The organism is Nocardia aegles (assembly GCF_052545135.1).
In genome coordinates this window covers 245,655-265,097 of sequence record NZ_JBQWRI010000001.1, presented here as the reverse complement: position 1 = coordinate 265,097, position 19,443 = coordinate 245,655, and the positions used below count along the sequence as shown (strand labels likewise).

Sequence of the window (19,443 nt, the reverse complement as noted above, 5' to 3'; positions counted from 1 at the left end):
CGACGCGGGCCGGTCCCGGCCTATTCGCCGCGCGCGTACCGCACCGCCGCGGCGATCTCCGCCATGTCGAGTCGCAGACTCGGGTCCCGTTCCTGCACCTCCCGGAACTCCAGCAGCGCGTCCTCGACGGTGCTGCGCCGAGCCAGCCGGACCAGCTCCCGACGCGCGTACTCCCCGAGCGGAATACCTGCGGAGCGAGCTCGGCGACCAAGGACGTCGAGAGCATCGATCGGCAGGTCGTATCGCCGCACCAGAGCCACCGCGTCATCATCGATCTGCGACGCCAGATCGCGTCGCGCCCTACCCGAAGAACGCCTCCGCCTCGCGGTAGCGCTCCGCGGGCACCCGCTTGAGCTGCTTGGTAGCCTCCGACAGCGGGACCAAGTCGATGGCGGTGCCGTGCAGCGCGACCATCTGGCCGAACTTGCCCGCGTGCACCGCCTCGGCCGCGTGCAGGCCGAAGCGGGTGGCCAGCACCCGGTCGTAGGGCGTGGGGCTGCCACCGCGCTGCACGTGACCGAGCACCGTGGTGCGGACCTCCTTGCCGATGCGCCGCTCGATTTCCACGCCGAGTTGTTGGGCGACGCCGGTGAATCGCTCGTGGCCGAACTCGTCGATACCGCCCTCGCGCAAGGTGAATCCGGAGTCCGGCGCGGGGTGCGACCCCTCGGCGACGACGCAGATGAAGTGCTTGTCGCCGCGCTGGAAACGCCGCTTGATCATGGCGCACACCTCGTCCACCTCGAACGGGACCTCCGGCACCAGCGTCAGGTGCGCGCCCGCCGCCATGCCCGCGCCGATCGCGATCCATCCCGCGTGGCGGCCCATCACCTCGATGAGCATGACGCGCTGATGCGACTCGGCGGTGGTGTGCAGCCGGTCGATCGCCTCGGTGGCGATGTTGAGTGCCGTGTCGTGGCCGAAAGTGACGTCGGTGCAATCGATGTCGTTGTCGATGGTCTTCGGGACGCCCACCACCGGGACGCCTTCGTCGGACAACCAGCTCGCGGCGGTGAGCGTGCCCTCGCCGCCGATCGGGATCAGTGCCTCGATGCCGTTGTCGTCCAAGGTCTGCTTGATCCGGCCCAGTCCGGCGCGCAGTACGTCGGGGTTGGTGCGAGCGGTGCCGAGGATGGTGCCGCCCTTGGTGAGGATCCGGTCGGTGCGGTCGTCGTTGCGGATCTGGATCTTCCGGTCCTCCAATAGGCCGCGCCAACCGTCCTCGAAGCCGACGATCGCGTCTCCGTAACGGCCGTTCGCGGTGCGAACGACGGCGCGGATGACCGCGTTCAGTCCTGGGCAGTCTCCGCCTCCGGTCAGAACTCCGATGCGCATGGCCGCTATCTTGCCCCTCATGTCCGATCTCGGCAGCCCCGCCCCCGTGAATGTCGCGTAACACTGACCTGGACAGATGGCCTCACGCGGTCGGGCAGTGTCCCCCGGCCAGTTCGTCGAGATGCTGGGAGACGACCGTGGCGAGTTTGTCCAGAACGTTCATGCCGTCGTTGAACGATCCCGACTCGGGCTGCACCGCGACCGCGATCGCGATCTGCCCCGAGGGGACGTTGATGATCCCGAACTGCCGCACCAGGTAGTTGCCCGCCACGTCCGGCCCCCAGCCGCCCTTGAACTCGGCGCCCCTGAACTCGCCCAGACCCCAGCGCTGACTGGTGATGACCTGTTCCATCAGCGACGTCACGCGATCGACCTGAGGCAGGCAGGGCAACCGCGAGGCGAACCGCACCTGGTCGGCCAGCGACCACTCCGCCTGGCCGAAGGCCGAATGCTCGGCACGGGCGCGGGTGGCGGGCACGACGGTCTTGCTGTCCCCGCCTTCGCGCAGTACCGCCTGCACGGCCTGCGCCGCCTCCTGCGGCGTGCCCAGCGACTGCCACAGCACGTCGGCGGCAGCGTTGTCGGATTGCGTGATCGCGGCCGACGCGGCGTAGTTCGAGCTGTTCGGACTGCGCCGCAGCGCGGCGATGGTCAGCGGCACCTTCATCGTCGACCAGGCCGGACCGCTGGTCCATTCGCCGAACGTGACCGGCTTCTCGCCGCCGACCGGCACAATGGCCATGCCCAGCTTCCCGCGCACGCCCGCCGCGAGCTCGGCGTAACTCGCGGCCAAGGTGCCCGGCACGATGACGGAAAGGCCCTTCTGGTCGGTGCGGGCCGCGGCCTCGGTAACGGTGGGTTCGCTCGACGAATCCTCGGAGCGGTCGGTCCCGCACCCCGCTACCAGAGCCGCGGCGAGCACCGCACAACCAAGGACGTTTCGGACTCTGCGGACGCTGCGGACGCTGTGGACTCTTCGGACTCTTCGGACTCTGCGGAATCGATCAGTAGACATTCTCGGCACATTCTTCTCGCGAACTCCCCCGGCCCGCCGACCCAGCGACCGCGACGGCATGGGCGCGGCCTCGGGTCGACCGCCTCTTGTCTCCCCGCCCGATGACGACGGCGCGGTCAACAAGCATGGACACCTCCACCTACCCGCCCGATGTCGCCGAGCGGCCGGGTTCGGAACCGGCGCTCGACACCGGCCTCACCCGAGAATTGCTTCTCGTTATCCCGGAGAACGTACTAGATGAATCGATTACGCCCCAGTTCACCGAAAGCTCCTGACCGCCACGACCACTGCCGAACCGGTCGACGCATGCCGGTCGCAATCAATAGCATTCGAGTATCACAGCAGGATTTTCGGGTGTTGCCCCATGGACGTCCGGCACCAGCTCGCCGGCCCGCAGCCGTCGACTTCCACTTCGACGGATGTCGCGGGCACTCCCGCACCGGAGCACCGCCTCCCCGGTGCGGCGCGAGCTGCGCGCAGCCGAGACCGCCATCTTTCCGCGAGATCACCAGGCGCGAAACCGTCGCGCCGTGGACCTCGCACCACGGTCGTGGACGCAGCCCGCGGCGCCGAGCCGTGCGCGCGGTCCACCGGTGCGTGAATGCCGTACGCTGGCTGACTTCCCGGGGGATGTCAGCGAGCGGAGTGGATGCACCATGAGTACAGGCGCCGAGGAAATGGTGACCCGGGCCAGAGCGCGGCTGGAGCGGGTGACGCCGGAGCAGGCCGCCGCGGTGCAGTCCCGGGGAGGATTGATCGTCGACATCCGGCCGCACGCGAACCGGAGCGCCGAGGGTGAGATTCCCGGCGCGGTCGTGGTCGAACGGATCGTCCTGGAGTGGCGCCTCGACCCGAACGGCGAACACCGGCTGCCGGACCTCACCGCCGACACTCCGGTGGTGATCGTGTGCAACGAGGGCTACGCCTCCAGTCTCGCGGCGGCCGACGGGCTGTGTCTCGGACTGCGTCAGGTGACCGATCTCGTCGGAGGGTTCCGAGCGTGGCGTGCGGCGGGCTTGCCGGTGGTCCCGGGCGGTAGCCCGGCGGTGCCGTAGTAATCGTGGCATTGTCGCCACCCGGCAGAACACCGCGCGCCGCGACGACGGCACCGGAACTGGCCGCGGTTTGCTGCCGTGCGAGTTCCCATACCCCGGCCTAGCTGTATCCGGCGTCGCGCATCGGCAGCACATGTGACGAATCGCACCGTGGACCGTGATGCAGGTCATTGCCCGAAAAGGCGCGGTTGGGCATCGTCGGCAATTCGTTTTCGGAAATGACCCAGTTGGAGACGCCCCGATGGCCGACCACAATTTTGCTTACGATCTCACGCTCGACGAGGTGCGACGGCGCAGCGCCGTCGTCGCGGCGCTCGGCGACGACTGGGATCCGGTCGCGGTGCTCGCCGAGGAGGATCTGGCCTACCACATGCTGTACTCGAATCTCGACGATGAGCAGCAGCGGATCTACGACGAACTCGTCCGGGCCGGAATCCTGCCGGACCGGGCGACGCGCCAGATCGCCGACTGAATTCACCGCGAACAGAAACCATCACCGCCGTTCTGCGGATCGGCTCCAGCCAGTCGTGACTGTCAGTAGACGTACACCACCGCGTTCTCACCGCCGCTGCACGTGACCAGCGGCCCTTCAGGCAGGCAGTTCATGGTGTAGGTCCGGCCGGTGACCGGGCTGGTCGCGACGACCGCGCGCGGCGCGGCGCGAGTCGTGTTCTGCGTCTGGCCGAGTGCGGCGTAGGCTCTGCGCACCTCTTCGGCGAACGCGCAGCTGGTCACGGCGGTACCTGTCGCGGACTGGGTGAACGTCCCGGCGGCGGCCTGTCCCTGGCCGCATGGCTTCGCGCCCGCGGGCAGCGTGACCTGAGTCGGTTTCGCCGACGTGGAGGCGAGCGGGGCCGATGTGCGGCTCGGCGCCTGAGTGATCGGCCCGGCCGCAGGCGCGGACGCATCGGACTGCGCGGTGGCGGAGGTCGTCTCGGCCTGGCCGCGGCCGAACGACTGCCAGGCGATCGCGCCGCCGACGGTCAACGCGACGATGGCGACAACGGCCACGATGATGGGCAGCGCTATGGAGCGACCCGGACGAGAATCGGAGTAATCGGCCTCGTCGTAATCGCCGTAGCCGTATTCCGGTTCGTCGCGGCCGGGTGGGTGGCCGGTACGCGCGTCCGCTGCGGGAAGGTGGTCGGACGGGCCATGTGACGTAACCGAGCGGGGCGACTGTCCACCATCGGGATACCGCGGTGGCTGCGGATAATTGCCGAGTCCCGGATGCCCGTCGGCGAAGGTGTGATCGGGTGCCTGCGAATAGGCTTGCGGCGGCATGCCGGAATATGCCTGCGCCACAGTCGGTTGCGCGTATACCCGCGTGGAATTCGGATCGGCGTACCCGACATCCGGCTGTCCCGCGTACGCGGGATCGAAATCCTCCGGTGCCGCGGAACGGGCATGGCCCTGCGGATACATCTGCGCCGGCGGGGCGGCGGGCTCCGGATACACCCGGGTGGATTCCGGATCGGCGTAGGCGGGCTCGGCATGCTCCCGCACGCCCGAATCGGTGTGATCCCACGGACCCATCTGGGGCGGCGCGGCGGGCTCCGGCGCCCGCGGATACACCTGCGTCGGCGGAACAACAGGTTCCGGCGCCTGCGGATATCCCGCGGCTTCGAAATACGCCTGGGTCTCCGGATACAGGTGCGCGTCCGGGAACGGACGCATCGGGGGCAATTCCACGTCCGGCGGGTACGGCGCTGGTACCGGTTCCGCCGCATCCGTCGACGGCAGCGGCGTGAACTGGAACTCCGTCGGCCGCACCACCGTCGGCGCGCTCGGATGGATCACCGCAGGCAGCGACAGTTCGCCGGTCGATTCCGGCGCGACCGCGGCACCGGCCTGCTGCGACCGGTTCGGCGCGCGCACCACCAGCGTCGGCCCGGTGGCAGGGGCCGAGGTGAGGGCCGCGCGGGCGGCCCTGGCCAGCGCGGTCGCGGTGGGGTAGCGGTCGGCCGGGTGCTTGGCCATGCCGCGGTTCACCACCTCGTCCAACGCGTGGGGAATGCCACTGGCCTGGGCACTCGGCCGCGGCGGCGGATCGGACATGTGCGACTTGATCAGCACGTTCATGCTGGCCGACGGGAACGGCGTCGCTCCGGTCAGGCATTCGTGCAGTACGCAGGCCAGCGAGTAGACATCGGCGCGGCCGGTCACCGGACCGACGTCGAAGCGTTCCGGGGCCATGTAGATGTAGGAGCCGACGGCCATGCCGACCAGCGTCACCGCGCTGTCGCCTTCGGTGTGCGCGATGCCGAAATCGGCGAGGTACGCAAAATCCGTGTCGGTGACCAGGATGTTCGCCGGTTTCACGTCGCGATGCACCAGATCGTTGGCGTGGGCGGCATCCAGGGCCGAGGCGATCTGCTCGATGATACCGACGGCGCGAGCCGGGCTCAGCGGTCCCTGGCCGCGCAACAGGGTGCGCAGGTCGACGCCGCGGACCAGCCGCATGTCGATGAACAGCACCCCGTCGATCACGCCCCAGTCGTGGATCGGGATGACATGCGGTTCGGCCAGCCGTGCCGCGGCCTGCGATTCGCGCCGGAAACGCAGCTGGTACATCGGGTCTTGGGCGAGTTCTTCCGACAGCAACTTAAGCGCGACCACCCGGTCCTTGACCGTGTCGTACGCCTCATATACCTCGCCCATTCCCCCCTTGCCCAGCAACGACCGCAGTTCGTACGGCCCGAACCGGGTTCCGGTTCTCGGCCCAGGTTCCTGCACCCGTCATCCTCCGCATCCCGGGCAGGGATCACACAGGAGATCACGCGGTACGCGACTGGAGCCTGCCCGTCACAGATTGGATTCTCCGGGTGTCACCACCCCGTGGTCAAACGCGAACGCGATCGCCGCGGCGCGATGGCGCGGCTCGAGCGTGCCGACGAGCTGTCCGGCACGACTCGTCACGGCCACTTCCGCGATGCCGAGTTCGCGCGATCGCGCCCGCGTCGCGCGCGGCTGGGATGCCCATCGTGGGGCGTCGGCGGTCGACTGAACTCGCGGTTCACAGTGGCAGGTCGGCGAACCACGCCTTGAATTTCGCCGAGGTGATGCCGAATCCGGAGGTGGGCATGCTGTCGGTCAGGGTCACGGTGGCGAACAGCAGGTAGTTCGACCGAGCCGGGTCGTCGTCGAAGTCGACGACGAGATAGCCGTCCGGCAGCCCGCCGGCGGTCTCCTGCCAGCGGTAGGTCGAATACGACTCGCCGTTGTTGTGTTCGGTCGCGGACGTATTCGACGGCAGGTCCCGCACCGCGGCCCGGGCGTCGGCGGCCGACTTGAAGCCGATGAGGACGTAGTCGGGCTCGTCGATCGGCGTGCCCCAGCAGTTCCAGGCCGTCGCCCAGTTCGGGAAGTCGGGCACGCCATTGGCGCTGGACACCTTGCTGCCCGGCTTGGCGGTGCCGAGGAAACAGGTCTTGCCGCGATAGCCCGGTCCGGAGCCGATGTTGTACCTCGTATCGACACCCTGCGGCAGCAACTCGGGGAACGCTGTGGCGAGCTTGTCCGCGTCGGACGACCCCGGGGGCGTCTTCGGGCCGAGCTCCAGCGGCGACGCGGAATTCGAGAATCCGACTTTCGCCACGATGACGCCGATGCCGATCAGCAGCGCCACGATCACCAGAAGGATCGTCACGATCAGCCCGGTATGCGAGCGGCCTCGCGGCGGATAACCCGGCTGGTGAGGCGGATAGCCGATCGGTGGACTCACGGAGGAATGCGGCTGCGCTGCCGGATAATTCGGCTGTGCAGCCGCCGCGGCATAGCCGTTGGCGGCCGAAAACTGCTGGCCGCTCATAGGATTCGGCTTGTACTGCGGCGGCGCGGTGTACCCGGGGGCGGATGCGGTAGGGACGTAGGTCGGCGGACTCGCCTCCGGCCCGGGATAGGCCAGTTGCGGGAGGACGGTGGGCGCGGGCTGCGGCTGGTACTGCGCGGCCACCACCGTCGCAGCGGGCTCGGTGAGTGCTCGCCGTGCGGCCGAGGCGAATTCGGTGCAGGAGACGTACCGGTCGTCGGGTCGCTTGGCCATGGCCTTGGCGATCACCGCGTCCAGCGCGGGCGACAGGCCGGCCCGCCGAGCCGCGGCGGAGGGCGGCGGCAACTGGAGATGGCCGCGAATGATGTCCGCCGGTGCGGGGGCGTCGAACGGGGCGATGCCGGTCAGCAACCAGAACAGCGCGCAGGCCAGCGAGTACTGGTCGGAGCGGTGGTCCAGGTGGGCCCCGGTCATCTGCTCGGGCGAGGCGTAGGCCAGCGTCGCGGTGAACATGCCGGTCTGGGTCAGGTGGGTGGAATCCTCACGCAGCCGGGCGATGCCGAAATCGGTGAGGAAGACCCGCTCGCCATGGCCGCCCACCGCGCGGGCCAGCATGATGTTCGCCGGTTTGACGTCGCGGTGCAGCACCCCCATCCCGTGCGCGTAATCCAGGGCGGACGCGACGCCCTCGATGATCTGCACGGCCCGCTCCGGCGGCAGGCTCTGCGGATTCACCGTCGCCGCGTCGACGCCGTCGACGTACTGCATGGAGATCCACAGCTGCTCGTCCTCGGTGCCGCGGTCGTACACCGCGACGATGTTCGGATGGTCCAGCTGCGCCACCAGATCCGCCTCCCGCTCGAAGCGAGCCCGGACCTCCACGTCGGTGAACAACTCCCGGTTGAGCAGTTTGAGCGCGGTCTGCCGAGGAAGTCTGGGGTGGCGGGCGAGATACACCGATCCCATGCCCCCCTGGCCGAGGAGCTTCTCTATGGTGAACCCGGCGAACACCGCACCGCTGTCGAGCAACACGCCCCCTTCAGGTGACCGCTTTCATACCGATCCTGGAGCCTACCGGGTGACGCTGTGGCCACGGGGTTTCGAATTCTCCCGGAAGATCGGCAAAACTATGTTCGAGACATCGAGCCGTTGACGCCGCGCGCCGCGGTGATGTCTCCCGTCCCGTCACCGACCGGACGGGCCCGATGAGATATTGTGCACCGCCGTTCTGCAGCGCGACGCGTCACCGGTGGTGGGGAGGACTCGGTGGTGAGGTCGACGAGATCTGCTTCGACGTGTCGTTCTGCGCTGCGCGCCGGAGCGATGGTGGCGCTGCTCACGCTGACCTCGTGCACTCTGCTTCCCGGTGATCGGGGCGACACCGATTCCCCGGCGGTGGTCGACACCGCGGGGGCATGGCGGCCACGGCTCGCGGTGTCCGTGCCCCCTTCGCTGGCCGCTGATTTCACCCAGTTGCAGCCGCAGCTGGGCGGACAGGTCGGTATGGCGATCATGCCCGTCGGCGGTGGCCGGATGACCATCTTCGGCGACTGGGCCAGCGGCATCGCGTGGTCGACCATCAAGGTGCCGCTCGCGATCGCCGCGCTGCGGCACGACTCTCGGGAAGACATCGTCCACGACGTGGAAGCCGCCATCACCTGGTCGGACAACGACGCCGCCGAGGCGCTGTGGCAATCGCTCGGCGACGGGCTGCAAGCGGCCGAAGCGGTGCAGGACGTGATCGACGAGGCGGGCGACGCCACGACCGGGGTGGCGGGCCCGCGCACCACGCTGGACTACACCTCCTTCGGCGGCACCGAGTGGACGCTGGCCAACCAAGCCCGCTTCGCCTCCCGGCTGCCGTGCCTACCAGAGTCGTTCCGCGTCACCGAGCTGATGAGGGAGATAACACCCGAGCAGGCATGGGGTCTGGGCGTGCTGGAGGGCACGGCATTCAAAGGCGGCTGGGGCCCCGATGACGAGACCGGCGTTTACACTGTCCGCCAGTTCGGCCTGGTGCCGGTACGGTCCGGCATGGTCGCCGTCGCGCTCGCGGCGACGGCCGATTCCGGCAGCTTCGACGACTCCACCACCATCCTGAACCGGATGGCGCGGATGCTCGGCCGGCACCTCGACGAACTGCGCGGCGGATCCTGCCCGCCGATGTGAATCCAGCTCAGCCCGGAGTGACCAGTCCGGTTTCGTAGGCCAGCACCACCGCTTGCGCCCGGTCGCGCAGATTCAGCTTCGAGAACACCTTGGAGACATGGGTTTTCACGGTCTGCTCGGCGACGAAGAGGGTTTCGGCGATCTCGGAGTTCGACATGCCTTTGGCGATCAGTTCCAGCACTTCCCGCTCGCGGGGAGTCAGCGCGGACAGCTGCGGCGACGGCTTGGCGCGGGCCGCGCTGCGGCGGCGGGTGACGTCGGCGATGAGTCTGCGGGTGACCGTCGGTGCGAGCAGCGCCTGACCGTCGGCGACCACGCGCACCGCGCGGACCAGTTCCTCGGCGGGCGCGTCCTTGAGCAGGAACCCGCTGGCGCCTAGACTCAGCGCCTCGTAGACGTAATCGTCGATGTCGAAGGTGGTGAGCATCAGCACGCGCACCGGCGGGTCGAACCCGGCCGCCAGGATGGCGCGCGCCGCGTCCAGCCCGTTCATCTCCGGCATGCGCACATCCATCAGCACGACATCCGGGCGCAGCCGTTTCGCCTCGGCCACCGCGACTTTCCCGTCCGCCGCGTCGCCCACCACGCTGATATCCGGCTGCGCGGCCAGCAGCGCCCCGAACCCCTGACGGACCATCGCCTGGTCGTCGGCGATCAACACCGTAATTGCCACCCGCTCACCCTAATTGCCTCGTACGACAGCGCGCTGTGCCGGCACCGAGCGCGGATACGGCTTCGTCGTCCGGCTGCGGAGCGGCACTCAACGTCCCGGTTCGCCGTGTCCTGCGGCAGCACCGACAGCTGCGGCGGCTTCCGGCACGGTGAGCGGGAAGCGCGCGTGAACTCCGTATCCGCCGTCCGCGCGCGGCTCCGCTGTCACCTCGCCGCCGACGGCCAACGCTCGCGCCTGCATACCGGCGATGCCGTGGCCGCCGTTGCCGACTGTCCGGGCGGGCGTGGCCCCCGGCCCGTTCTCGACATCGAGGAGCAGATCCGCGCCGCGCGCGATACGCACCTGGACCGGCGCGCCCGGGGCGTGCCGGGAGGCGTTGGACAGTGATTCCTGGACGACGCGGAACAGGGCGAGGCCGATGGTCTCCGGGATCGCGTCCAGCGCACCGTCGACGGTCCACTCGATGTGGACGCCCGCGCGGCGCGCGCCTTCGAACAGCCCGATCACGTCGGCCGCCTTCGGCTGGGGCGCGTGCTCGGGCAACTGGCCGTCGCTGCGCAGCACACCCAGCATGCCGCGGATCTCGTTGAGCGCTTCGCGCGCCGTGGCGCCGATGGACTCGAACTCGGCGCGCGCGGCCGGGGTGACGCCCTCGACCCGGTACGGCGCGGTCTGCGCCTGCACCACCACCAAGGACATGTGGTGCGCCACGACATCGTGCAGATCCCGGGCGATGCGCGCCTTCTCCTCCAGGATGGCCCGGCGGGCCCGCTCGAGTTCGTTCTCCTCCTCCTGACGCACCAGCTGCCGCCGCGACAGCGCCAGCCAGCGGATGAGCAGGCCGAACAGCACCAGCGCGGCCAGCGCGATCGGCCAGCCCCACGCGGCGTTCGCGAACGCATCGCCTTCGCCGGGCATGGTGGTCCCGAACAGCAGGGCCGTCGCCGCCCAGGCCACCGCCACGATCTGCCCCGGGGCGCGCAACGCCACGGCGAACAGCAGCACCAGCAGACACAGCACGTGGACCACCTGGAACGGCAGCTCGTTGTTCGGCTGATGCGGGATCGCCAGCGCGATCACCAGCGCGGAGCCCGCCGAGATAGCCCAACCCAACGCCGGGTTGATCCGTACCAGCAGCACCGGGAAGGCGGCGAGCGCCGCAATGAACGGCTGCGCCGCGGCGGGCACCGCGTGGGTCAGATGCAGGGTCGGCCAGGCCACCGAATACCAGATCAGCGCGACCAGCACCGTGCCGAGGTCGAACCAGGTCCGCGCGTCCAGCCGTCGCATCCAGCCGCGACTTTCTCGGTTCATGCCTACGACACTAGGAACTCCCCGTTCACGGCGGCCTCATACCCACGGGTGATTTCCGCCCCGATACCCCGGGGTGAGCCGGCGCGGCGGCTGCCCCGGCGGCACGGCACGCGAAACGCCCCCGGGCGTGAGGCGGACGCGGAAAGCCGGTCCCTAACGTCGTCGCCATGAGCACACCGACCAGCGCCGGGCGCCAGACCCGGTTCGCATCGGCCGCCGGAGCCCGAAATCATTCCGCCGCAGCCTCTTCCGTCACCGCGCAGACGCGGCGCTACGCCGCGCTCACCGCGACCGCGGTGACCACCATGGCGGCGACGGTCTTCCTCTCCCCCGCCCCGCAGGCCGCCGCGACGGCCGCGCCGATCGAGAGCCCGCAGGCCAGCGCCGCCGTGGCCGAACTGGCCGCGGGTGGCCCCGGCGCGTTCACCGCGATCCCGGCGGACTTCACGGCGTCGTTCGGCTACCGGCCGAGCACGGTGGACGGTCTGCTGGTCGATCCGGACGGGGACTGCTCGTCCCCGGTGACGCTGCCCGCCGAGTTCGATACCGCGTGCAAGGCTCATGACCTCGGCTACGACCTGCTGCGCTACGCCGACCAGCGCGGCGAACCGCTGGGCCCGTGGGCGCGCCAAGCCCTCGACGCGACGCTGGACCGGCAGATGCACCAGGCCTGCACCGCCCGCGCGGACTCGTTCTCCCGGGCTCGCTGCGACGCGATGGCGTCGATCGCCAACACCGCCGTCGATCTGAACTCGCGGCGGCAGGACTACGGTGCGCCGGTGGTCGAGCCCCTGTTCAGCGCCGCCGAGTCCGATCGCGGGTCGAGTTGGACGCTGCTGGGCGTGCTCGCCGCCGGAATCACCGGCCTGGGCGCGGTTTTCGTCGTCCGCAACCGGCGACGTGGCTCGGCACCCGCGGCTTGCCTGCCACCTGCCCCCGCAGCGGCGACGGTGTGGCGATGACGGCGTTCGTCGCGGGGTGGCCGAACCGCCTTCCCCGGTTCCGTGTGCGACCGCCACGCATCGGCACGACACTCGGCATCGGGGTCGGCACACTGGCGTCGTTGGCCCCTGGCCTGCTCCCGCGCACCCCGGGCGCGCAAGCCGTGCTGACCGGGCTTCTCGCGGCGCTGACGCTCGGCGTGGCCGGAACGCTGCGAATCCTCCTGCGACGCCGGGGTGTCGATGTCGATCGGCACCATGCGTGGCTGCGGCTGCCTCTGCTGATCGCGACATCGGTGTTGGTGGCGGGAGCCGCGGCGAACGCGGGACACTGGCAGAACCGGCTGCGCGCCGCGATGGGCACACCACCGATCGGCGCAGATTACTGGATGCGGTGCGCGCTGGGCGCGGCGCTGATCATCGGACTGTTCGCGGCGGCCACCCGCTCGATCGCCTGGGCGTGGCGGAAGCTGGGCTGGGCGCGGGGCGCCTCGCTGGCCGCTGTCGCGGCGGTGCTGCTGTATCTCGTCGGGGTGCCCGCGATGGCCGGATGGCGGGAGGCGGCGTACGCGCGGGCCGATGCCGAGCTGGATCCTGCTCTGGTGCGGCCTATTTCGCATGCGGAGTCGGGGAGCCCCGAGTCGGCGGTGAGCTGGACGTCGCTGGGCGCCGAAGGGCGCAAGTTCGTCAGCGACGCGTCGGTGCGCGCCGTGCGGGTCTATGTCGGGGTGGCCTCCGCACCCGACCTGGACAGCCGCGTCGAGCTGGCGATCCGGGAACTGGAGCGGTCGGGCGGCTTCGCGCGCTCGCACCTGGTCGTCACGGTGCCCACCGGATCGGGCTGGATCGACGCGAACGCCGTGGCGGGGTTCGATCGGCGCTTCGACGGTGATGTGGCGCTGGTCGGGCTGCAATACTCCTATCTCCCGAGCTGGGCGACGTTCGTGTTCGGCCGGGACGCGGCGGTGACGGCCGCACGCGCCTTGTTCACCGCCGTCGAGCGCCACACCCAAAGCCTGGCGCACAAGCCGAAGCTGTACCTGTACGGGCAGAGTCTGGGCGCCCTCGGCGGCAACGCCGTCTTCGCCGATGACGCCGAGCAGGACGACCGGACCTGCGCTGTCCTATGGGCGGGCCCACCGGCCGACCAGGTCCACCGCGGCGGCGCGACGGTACTGGCCAACAGCTCCGATCCGGTGGTCCACTGGTCGCTTTCCCAACTGTGGCGCGCGCCCGACCTGGCAGGCGCCCGCGTCGACGCTCCGGTTCCGCAGTGGCTTCCGGTGATCAGCTTCGCGCAGACCACCGCCGACCTGCTCGCCGCCCTGCACGCTCCGCCGGGCCACGGCCACCGTTACGGCCAGGATCAGGGGACGGCGATGGGTTCGTGCTGAGCCGCTCGGCATGGCGCCCACGACACCCTTCATAGAACATGTTCTAATTCCGTCATGGCCTTCGTCATCGACCTCGACGCCGACATCGACGCCCCCGCCGGCCTGGTGTGGCAGGTGATCACCGATTTCCCGCGCTACGGCGAGTGGAATCCCTTCGTCACGGAGTGCCGCAGTTCGCTGGTGCCCGGCGAGCCGATCGACATGCTCGTCCAGGTCTCCGGTTCACAGCCGCGCAGGCAGCGGGAATGGATTCGCTCCCACACCCCGGGCCGCGAGCTGAGCTACTCGATGAAGCCCGTGCCCCTGGGTGCGCTGCACAGCCTGCGCTCGCACACCGTGACGCCGCTCCCGGACGACCGCGCGCGCTACGAATCGCACTTCGAGCTCGGCGGCTGGCTGCATCCCGTGGTCGTCATGTCGCTCGGCGAGAACTTGCGCCGGGGTTTCGAGGGCATGACCGACGGCATCCGCAAGCAGGCCGAATCGCTGCGCGCTTCCTGAGGGCGGCGACACTCCGGCGCCGAACCGACCGGAGAGCGCGGTTCGATGGCTGATCACTCGCGCAGCCGCTCGGCACCGCGGATACGGGAAACCGAGCGGCTCTGCGCGGAACTCAGGCGATGGGACCGCGGGCGGCCTCGTAGGCCGCGCCCACCCGGTAGAGGCGATCGTCGGCGAGGGCGGGGGCCATGATCTGGAGGCCGACGGGCATGCCGTCGTCCTTGCTCAGACCGGAGGGGACCGACATCGCGGGATGACCGGCCAGGTTGGTCGGCAGGGTGCACAGGTCCGACAGGTACATGGCGAGTGGATCGTCGACCTTCTCGCCCAGCTTCCACGGCGTGAACGGGCTGGTCGGCGAGACGAGCACGTCGACCTGCTCGTAGGCCTTGTCGAAATCGCGGGCGATGAGCGTGCGCACCTTCAGCGCCTGGCCGTAGTAGGCGTCGTAGTAGCCCGCCGACAGCGCGTAGGTACCGATCATGATGCGCCGCTTGACCTCGGGGCCGAACCCGGCCGCGCGCGTGGCCGCCATGACCTGCTCGGCGCTGTGCTGCCCGTCGTCGGCGACGCGCAAGCCGTAACGCATGGCGTCGAACCGCGCGAGGTTGGACGACACCTCCGACGGCATCACCAAGTAGTAGGACGACAGCGCGTATTCGAAGTGCGGGCAGGACACTTCGACCACCTCGGCGCCGAGATCCCTCAGCACCGCCACGGCGGCGTCGAAGGAGGCGAGCACGCCGGGCTGGTAGCTGTCGGAGTGCAGTTCCTTCACCACGCCGATCTTGACGCCGCGCAGGTCGCCCTGCGCCCCGGCGCGCGCGGCGGCCACCACCGGCGGCACCGGGACGTCGCGCGAGGTGGAGTCGCGCGGGTCGTATCCGGCGATCACCTCGTGCAGCAGGGCGGTGTCCAGCACGGTGCGACCGCATGGACCGCCCTGGTCCAGCGACGACGCGCACGCGACGAGGCCGAAACGCGACACCGTGCCGTAGGTGGGCTTGGTGCCGACGGTGGCGGTGACGGCCGCGGGCTGGCGGATCGACCCGCCGGTGTCGGTGCCGATGGCCAGCGGCGCCTGGTGCGAGGCCAGCGCCGCCGCGGAGCCGCCGCCCGAACCGCCGGGGACACGGGTGGTGTCCCACGGGTTGCGGGTCGGGCCGTAGGCGGAGTTCTCGGTGGAGGAGCCCATCGCGAACTCGTCCATATTGGTTTTGCCGAGGATCGGGATGCCCGCCGCACGCAACCGCGTGGTGAGCGTCGCGTCGTACGGCGACACCCAGCCCTCGAGGATCTTCGACGCACAGGTGGTCGGCATGTCCGTGGTGGTGAACACGTCCTTGAGCGCCAAGGGAACTCCGGCCAGCGGCGAGGCCGGCTCGGCGCCCGAGGCGATCGCGGCGTCCACCGCTGCCGCGGCCTCCAGCGCCCGCTCCCCCGCGACATGCAGGAAGGCGTGGTACTCGCCGTCGACCGCGGCGATCCGGTCCAGGTGCGCCTGGGTGACCTCGACCGAGGACAGCTCGCGGCCGTGGATCTTGTCGGCCAGCTCGGCCGCCGACAAGGTGGTCAGGTCGCGCCCACCCGTCTCCCGGCCACCGCCCCCCGTGGAATCGCGATGCGATGCCGCGTTCATTCGCCCTCCCCCAGAATCTGCGGCACCATGAACCGCTGCTCGTCCACGGCAGGCGCGCCCGACAGCGCCTCCCGCGGGGTCAGGCCCGGCACCACCTCGTCGGGACGGGTGACATTGGTCGCCGGGTTCGGCGACGCCGTAGCCGGGACGTCGGCGGCGGCTACCTCGGAAATGGTCCGCACATGGCTCAGGATCGAATCCAGCTGTCCGGCGAACTGATCCAGTTCCGCGTCGGACAGCGCGAGCCGGGACAGCCGGGCGAGGTGTGCGACCTCGTCGCGGGAGATGGCGGGCACCGCGGGACCCCTTTCGGCTTCGTTATCAACAGCGCTCAACCCACACAGCCTAATGGGAGTTGATCGGCCCACCACCCGGCACCCGGGGTTCGCCGGCGCGGCGGAGGAACCGTCGCGCAGCGGGCCCCGACAACCCCTCCGGCCCGCGACACGACCGACCGACCAGCCCGACACGCCGCATTCGTACGAATTTTCCGAGTGGCGTGTGTCACTGGACGGCATTCGACTCGATAACCGGCGGTAAGGGGTGTAAATATTGCGTCACCCGGGTATCCGTTGAGAGCCTCGGCCGCCCTAAGAAAGGAAACGCACGTGTCGTATCTGCTCCGCGTGCAACTTCCGGATCGACCGGGAAGCCTCGGTGCGCTCGCCCTCGCACTCGGCTCCGTCGGCGCCGACATCCTCTCACTGGACGTGGTCGAGCGCGGCGCGGGCTACGCCGTCGACGATCTGGTCGTCGAAGTGCCCTCCGGCGCACTGCCCGACACTCTGATCACCGCCGCCGAATCGATCGGCGACGTACACGTGGACTCGATCCGCCCCTACACCGGCGTGCTCGACACCCACCGCGAGCTCGAGCTCATCGATCAGGTGGCCAGCGCTCGCGACGACCGGATGCAAGTGCTGGTGGACGGTGTGCCCCGGGTGCTGCGGGTCGGCTGGAGCACGATCATCGATATCGGGCCGCACGGGGCCCACCGGGTGGTGGGCAGCCCGAGTGCGCCACAGACACAGGCCGGTTCGGCACCGTGGATGCCGCTGGAGAAGCCGACGGTGCTCGACCCCGAAGCCGACTGGGTGCCGGAGATCTGGCGCGACATGGACACCAAACTCGCCGCCGCTCCGCTCGGCAACACCGGCAAGGTGCTGCTGCTCGGCCGGCCGGGCGGCCCCGACTTCCGGCCCTCCGAGGTGGCCCGGCTCGGCTACCTCGCCGGGATCGTCGCCACCGTCCTCGGCTGATTCCGCAGGGGCGCTGGAAGTTCCGCGCCGCAGATGATCACAGAGACGCGAGCGCTCGACGCGAACCCATTACGGCTGCGGTCGAAGGCCGCATCCGCGAAGGGCGGAAACCTAGGCGGAATCGCCGGAAGGGGACAGCGGTAGCCGGAGTACGTGCAGCAGCTCCCCCGCGGTGGTACGCCAGTCCCGGCTCGGCACGGGGCGGAAGCCGAAGCGGTCGTAGATCCGCCGGGCGTCGACCATGGCCGACATGGTGGTGAGGGCGACCGCCGCGCAACCTTCCGCGTGGGCGAGGTCGATCACGCTGCGCACCAACGCCGTTCCCGCGCCGAGTCCGCGCGCGGCCTTCGCGACGGCGAGCATGCGGAACTCGAGTTCACCCGGCAGCGCGATCTCCGCGTACGGATTGCCTGCCGGGGCGACCGTGAGCGAGCCGACGACGCGGCCCGCGTGCGCGGCGACCAGGATCCGAGCCGACGCGGCGCGGCGGGCGGTGTCGGCCAGCTCGCCCGCGTACCAGCTGCCCGTCTCCACGTAGCCTTCGCCGACGTAGACCTCCACCGTCAACTCGCCGATCGCCGCGTACTCCTCGGGCCGCGCCGCCCGGACGACGACACCCGCGTCCCGCTCATCCATACCCGGCATGATGCCATCGACCATAGTGTGGGCTACGTCGCACGGGCTCGCAGCGCCCCAGCGGAAGAGGCCTCCCGTGACCGGCAGCGACCGCTCAGCCGGGACGAGAAATCTGCCAGCGGTCGGGCTTACCCGCCGGATAGACGACGGTGAGCAGATCGCCGATCGACGGCCAGGAACTGGTGTCCCACGTCAAACGGCCGTACACGATCTTGCCGGGGACCGAAGGACCGGTCAGTTTTCCGGTGATCGTCACGTACTGCTCGCCGGGAGCGTCCGGAGGCGGGCTCACACCGGTGATGTACAGCGTGCCCTCCTCCGGGTTCGCCAGGCGGTAGCCCCGCCTGCCGCGGAGCGCGAACACGATCAGCGTCACCAGCACCGCGGTCAGGGTTACCAGCGCGACGAACTGCAGCATGTCCCCATGCTAGGTACGGCTTCACATCGGCGTGAGTTCACTGGTGCCCCGAGCGGTGCGCCGGACCTGCCAGACCGACGTGCGGGTGCGCTGGGAACGCCCGTTGCACCGATCGATCAGCATCCGATTGTCGGTGGTGAAGATCAACTGCGCCCCGCGGACATTCGTCTCCGGATTCTGGAACAGCTGGATCAGCCGATCGGTCTGCTCCGCGGGCAGGCACGCGCCGATATCGTCGACGGCCAGCACCCGGCCCGCGTCGAGCGCGTCGAGCAGCGCGGGAAGGACCCGGAGCAGCGACAGCGTGGCGGAGGATTCGTCGTCGATCCCGAACGGGGCGTCGATGCCGTCGTGCACCAGGCTCAGGCCGACGCCGCGGCGGGCCACCATGCGCGTGTACAAGGCGTCGCGTGCGGCCGTCAGATTGGTCAGCTCCCGTTCGAGCAGCACCGGAGTCAGGCCGTTGTCGAGCAGCAACTGGTCGGCATAGCCGGGCGAGGAGGCGCACAGGTCGATCTGCTTCCCGATAGCGGCGATATCGGCGTCCAGATCGCGCAGATAGTCGGCGTACATCGGGTCGTGTTCGGCGACGAGCAGGTCGGTGATGCCGAGCTCGGCCGTGCGCAGCAGCATCAGCAGCCGCGCCGCGTTGTCCGGAGATCTGGAGAGGTGACCACCCAGCCGATGGGCGATGGCCTCGGGTTCGGCGGGACCGCGCTGCACCTCGAGCATGGACTCGAACCAGCGGTAGGCGGGCACCAGCGCCTCGGAGTACATCTGACCGGCGAGACCGAGCAGCAGGGCATTCGGGCGGACCAAGGCAGCCAGCGCGGTGATCCCGTAGCGCGCCGCCTCGAACATCGGACCGATCTTGATCTGTTCCCCGTTGCGCTCGAACACGATTCGCTTGCGCGACCGTGGATGGGTGTGCAGCCACTCCGCCATGACGTCGGCATGGTCCAGCCGGAACCCGTAGGTGTACGGCACGCCTTCGGCGACGAACGCCGCCACGAACTCCGAAGGCCGGTCTAGGAATCCGAGATGCGGCGCCCGCACCGGGCCCGCGTACGGGTCCCAGCCCGTCACCGAGTGCAGCACCGCGTCGCGCATCTGCCCGAGCGCATCGATCAGGTTCGTCTTGCCCGCAGCGGCGCCGCCGTGCACGGCGGTCACCGGCACCGCCACCGGCCCGCTTCCCTTGGTGAGCCGCAACTCCTGCTCGTCGGCCAACGATCTGTGATTGGTCACCTGAAAAGTGCGCAGCATGCCGCCATACTCCCGTCTGCGCGACGGGTGGGCGACATCAGGCCGGTGGCGTCCGC

General features: G+C 69.8%; 20 protein-coding genes. 8 read left to right on the top strand and 12 right to left on the bottom strand.

Annotation, left to right across the window (positions count from 1 at the left end; translation table 11 throughout):
* Window positions 1–20: 20 nt before the first annotated feature.
* The 3 genes from ACT89H_RS01245 to ACT89H_RS01235 all read right to left on the bottom strand — a co-directional run bounded on the left by ACT89H_RS01245 (window position 21) and on the right by ACT89H_RS01235 (window position 2,257).
* Complete coding sequence (locus ACT89H_RS01245; RefSeq protein WP_445106604.1) at window positions 21–260, bottom strand: hypothetical protein; 240 nt, start codon at window positions 258–260, stop codon at window positions 21–23.
* Window positions 261–300: 40 nt separating this feature from the next.
* Window positions 301–1,335, bottom strand: coding sequence for an ATP-dependent 6-phosphofructokinase (locus ACT89H_RS01240; protein WP_445106603.1), 1,035 nt, complete (start codon window positions 1,333–1,335; stop codon window positions 301–303).
* 82 nt (window positions 1,336–1,417) lie between these two features.
* Window positions 1,418–2,257, bottom strand: a complete 840-nt coding sequence (locus tag ACT89H_RS01235) for a serine hydrolase (protein ID WP_445106602.1) — start codon at window positions 2,255–2,257, stop codon at window positions 1,418–1,420.
* A gap of 218 nt (window positions 2,258–2,475) precedes the next feature.
* Here ACT89H_RS01235 and ACT89H_RS01230 point away from each other — a divergent pair, with 218 nt between their 5' ends.
* From ACT89H_RS01230 to ACT89H_RS01220, 3 genes are all read left to right on the top strand, one after another.
* Window positions 2,476–2,625, top strand: coding sequence for a hypothetical protein (locus ACT89H_RS01230; RefSeq protein ID WP_445106601.1), 150 nt, complete (start codon window positions 2,476–2,478; stop codon window positions 2,623–2,625).
* Window positions 2,626–3,006: 381 nt separating this feature from the next.
* Entirely contained in the window at window positions 3,007–3,405 is a 399-nt protein-coding gene (locus ACT89H_RS01225; RefSeq protein WP_445106600.1) for a rhodanese-like domain-containing protein, read from the top strand.
* Window positions 3,406–3,646: 241 nt separating this feature from the next.
* Window positions 3,647–3,877, top strand: a complete 231-nt coding sequence (locus ACT89H_RS01220) for a DUF6400 family protein (protein ID WP_445106599.1) — start codon at window positions 3,647–3,649, stop codon at window positions 3,875–3,877.
* Between the two features lie 62 nt (window positions 3,878–3,939).
* Here the strand turns inward: ACT89H_RS01220 and ACT89H_RS01215 are convergent, their stop codons facing one another.
* Window positions 3,940–6,141, bottom strand: a complete 2,202-nt coding sequence (locus tag ACT89H_RS01215; RefSeq protein ID WP_445106598.1) for a serine/threonine-protein kinase — start codon at window positions 6,139–6,141, stop codon at window positions 3,940–3,942.
* A 280-nt stretch (window positions 6,142–6,421) separates the two neighbouring features.
* A complete protein-coding gene (locus ACT89H_RS01210) occupies window positions 6,422–8,209 on the bottom strand; it encodes a serine/threonine-protein kinase (protein ID WP_445106597.1) in 1,788 nt (595 codons plus the stop codon).
* A 291-nt stretch (window positions 8,210–8,500) separates the two neighbouring features.
* On the opposite strand from ACT89H_RS01210, the gene ACT89H_RS01205 reads away from it, so the two are divergent.
* A complete protein-coding gene (locus ACT89H_RS01205; RefSeq protein WP_445106596.1) occupies window positions 8,501–9,346 on the top strand; it encodes a serine hydrolase in 846 nt (281 codons plus the stop codon).
* 7 nt (window positions 9,347–9,353) lie between these two features.
* Here ACT89H_RS01205 and ACT89H_RS01200 read toward each other — a convergent pair whose 3' ends face one another.
* A complete protein-coding gene (locus ACT89H_RS01200) occupies window positions 9,354–10,019 on the bottom strand; it encodes a response regulator (protein ID WP_039799687.1) in 666 nt (221 codons plus the stop codon).
* 87 nt (window positions 10,020–10,106) lie between these two features.
* A complete protein-coding gene (locus ACT89H_RS01195; protein WP_445106595.1) occupies window positions 10,107–11,333 on the bottom strand; it encodes a sensor histidine kinase in 1,227 nt (408 codons plus the stop codon).
* Between the two features lie 167 nt (window positions 11,334–11,500).
* On the opposite strand from ACT89H_RS01195, the gene ACT89H_RS01190 reads away from it, so the two are divergent.
* From ACT89H_RS01190 to ACT89H_RS01180, 3 genes are read left to right on the top strand one after another with little or no spacing between them, the layout of a single operon-like run.
* Window positions 11,501–12,295 carry a hypothetical protein gene (locus ACT89H_RS01190; RefSeq protein ID WP_445106594.1) on the top strand — a complete coding sequence of 265 codons (795 nt, stop codon included), beginning with the start codon at window positions 11,501–11,503 and terminating at the stop codon, window positions 12,293–12,295.
* Window positions 12,292–13,668 carry an alpha/beta-hydrolase family protein gene (locus ACT89H_RS01185; RefSeq protein ID WP_445106593.1) on the top strand — a complete coding sequence of 459 codons (1,377 nt, stop codon included), beginning with the start codon at window positions 12,292–12,294 and terminating at the stop codon, window positions 13,666–13,668. The genes ACT89H_RS01190 and ACT89H_RS01185 overlap by 4 nt, the downstream gene beginning before the upstream one ends.
* Before the next feature lie 54 nt (window positions 13,669–13,722).
* Window positions 13,723–14,169: an SRPBCC family protein gene (locus ACT89H_RS01180; protein ID WP_445106592.1), complete on the top strand. Its 447-nt coding sequence runs from the start codon at window positions 13,723–13,725 to the stop codon at window positions 14,167–14,169.
* 112 nt (window positions 14,170–14,281) lie between these two features.
* On the opposite strand, the gene gatA is transcribed toward ACT89H_RS01180, so the two are convergent.
* Both gatA and gatC read right to left on the bottom strand, forming a co-directional pair.
* Window positions 14,282–15,808, bottom strand: coding sequence for an Asp-tRNA(Asn)/Glu-tRNA(Gln) amidotransferase subunit GatA (gatA, locus tag ACT89H_RS01175; RefSeq protein ID WP_445106591.1), 1,527 nt, complete (start codon window positions 15,806–15,808; stop codon window positions 14,282–14,284).
* Window positions 15,805–16,104 carry an Asp-tRNA(Asn)/Glu-tRNA(Gln) amidotransferase subunit GatC gene (gatC, locus tag ACT89H_RS01170; protein ID WP_067797657.1) on the bottom strand — a complete coding sequence of 100 codons (300 nt, stop codon included), beginning with the start codon at window positions 16,102–16,104 and terminating at the stop codon, window positions 15,805–15,807. The genes gatA and gatC overlap by 4 nt, the downstream gene beginning before the upstream one ends.
* A gap of 312 nt (window positions 16,105–16,416) precedes the next feature.
* Between gatC and ACT89H_RS01165 the strand changes: the two genes are divergently transcribed.
* On the top strand, window positions 16,417–17,067 hold the full coding sequence (locus tag ACT89H_RS01165; RefSeq protein WP_445106590.1) for an ACT domain-containing protein: 651 nt from the start codon (window positions 16,417–16,419) through the stop codon (window positions 17,065–17,067).
* A 111-nt stretch (window positions 17,068–17,178) separates the two neighbouring features.
* On the opposite strand, the gene ACT89H_RS01160 is transcribed toward ACT89H_RS01165, so the two are convergent.
* The 3 genes from ACT89H_RS01160 to ACT89H_RS01150 all read right to left on the bottom strand — a co-directional run bounded on the left by ACT89H_RS01160 (window position 17,179) and on the right by ACT89H_RS01150 (window position 19,387).
* Window positions 17,179–17,703 carry a GNAT family N-acetyltransferase gene (locus tag ACT89H_RS01160; protein ID WP_445106589.1) on the bottom strand — a complete coding sequence of 175 codons (525 nt, stop codon included), beginning with the start codon at window positions 17,701–17,703 and terminating at the stop codon, window positions 17,179–17,181.
* A gap of 94 nt (window positions 17,704–17,797) precedes the next feature.
* Complete coding sequence (locus ACT89H_RS01155; RefSeq protein WP_445106588.1) at window positions 17,798–18,121, bottom strand: hypothetical protein; 324 nt, start codon at window positions 18,119–18,121, stop codon at window positions 17,798–17,800.
* Window positions 18,122–18,142: 21 nt separating this feature from the next.
* A complete protein-coding gene (locus ACT89H_RS01150) occupies window positions 18,143–19,387 on the bottom strand; it encodes an AAA family ATPase (RefSeq protein ID WP_445106587.1) in 1,245 nt (414 codons plus the stop codon).
* Window positions 19,388–19,443: the final 56 nt, after the last annotated feature.

Coding starts and splice junctions, on each gene's coding strand:
- ACT89H_RS01240 (WP_445106603.1), bottom strand. CDS start 1,335: ATGCGCATCGGAGTTCTGACCGGAGGCGGAGACTGCCCAGGACTGAAC.
- ACT89H_RS01230 (WP_445106601.1), top strand. CDS start 2,476: ATGGACACCTCCACCTACCCGCCCGATGTCGCCGAGCGGCCGGGTTCG.
- ACT89H_RS01225 (WP_445106600.1), top strand. CDS start 3,007: ATGAGTACAGGCGCCGAGGAAATGGTGACCCGGGCCAGAGCGCGGCTG.
- ACT89H_RS01220 (WP_445106599.1), top strand. CDS start 3,647: ATGGCCGACCACAATTTTGCTTACGATCTCACGCTCGACGAGGTGCGA.
- ACT89H_RS01205 (WP_445106596.1), top strand. CDS start 8,501: ATGGTGGCGCTGCTCACGCTGACCTCGTGCACTCTGCTTCCCGGTGAT.
- ACT89H_RS01195 (WP_445106595.1), bottom strand. CDS start 11,333: ATGAACCGAGAAAGTCGCGGCTGGATGCGACGGCTGGACGCGCGGACC.
- ACT89H_RS01190 (WP_445106594.1), top strand. CDS start 11,501: ATGAGCACACCGACCAGCGCCGGGCGCCAGACCCGGTTCGCATCGGCC.
- ACT89H_RS01185 (WP_445106593.1), top strand. CDS start 12,292: ATGACGGCGTTCGTCGCGGGGTGGCCGAACCGCCTTCCCCGGTTCCGT.
- ACT89H_RS01180 (WP_445106592.1), top strand. CDS start 13,723: ATGGCCTTCGTCATCGACCTCGACGCCGACATCGACGCCCCCGCCGGC.
- gatA (WP_445106591.1), bottom strand. CDS start 15,808: ATGAACGCGGCATCGCATCGCGATTCCACGGGGGGCGGTGGCCGGGAG.
- ACT89H_RS01160 (WP_445106589.1), bottom strand. CDS start 17,703: ATGGATGAGCGGGACGCGGGTGTCGTCGTCCGGGCGGCGCGGCCCGAG.
- ACT89H_RS01155 (WP_445106588.1), bottom strand. CDS start 18,121: ATGCTGCAGTTCGTCGCGCTGGTAACCCTGACCGCGGTGCTGGTGACG.
- ACT89H_RS01150 (WP_445106587.1), bottom strand. CDS start 19,387: ATGCTGCGCACTTTTCAGGTGACCAATCACAGATCGTTGGCCGACGAG.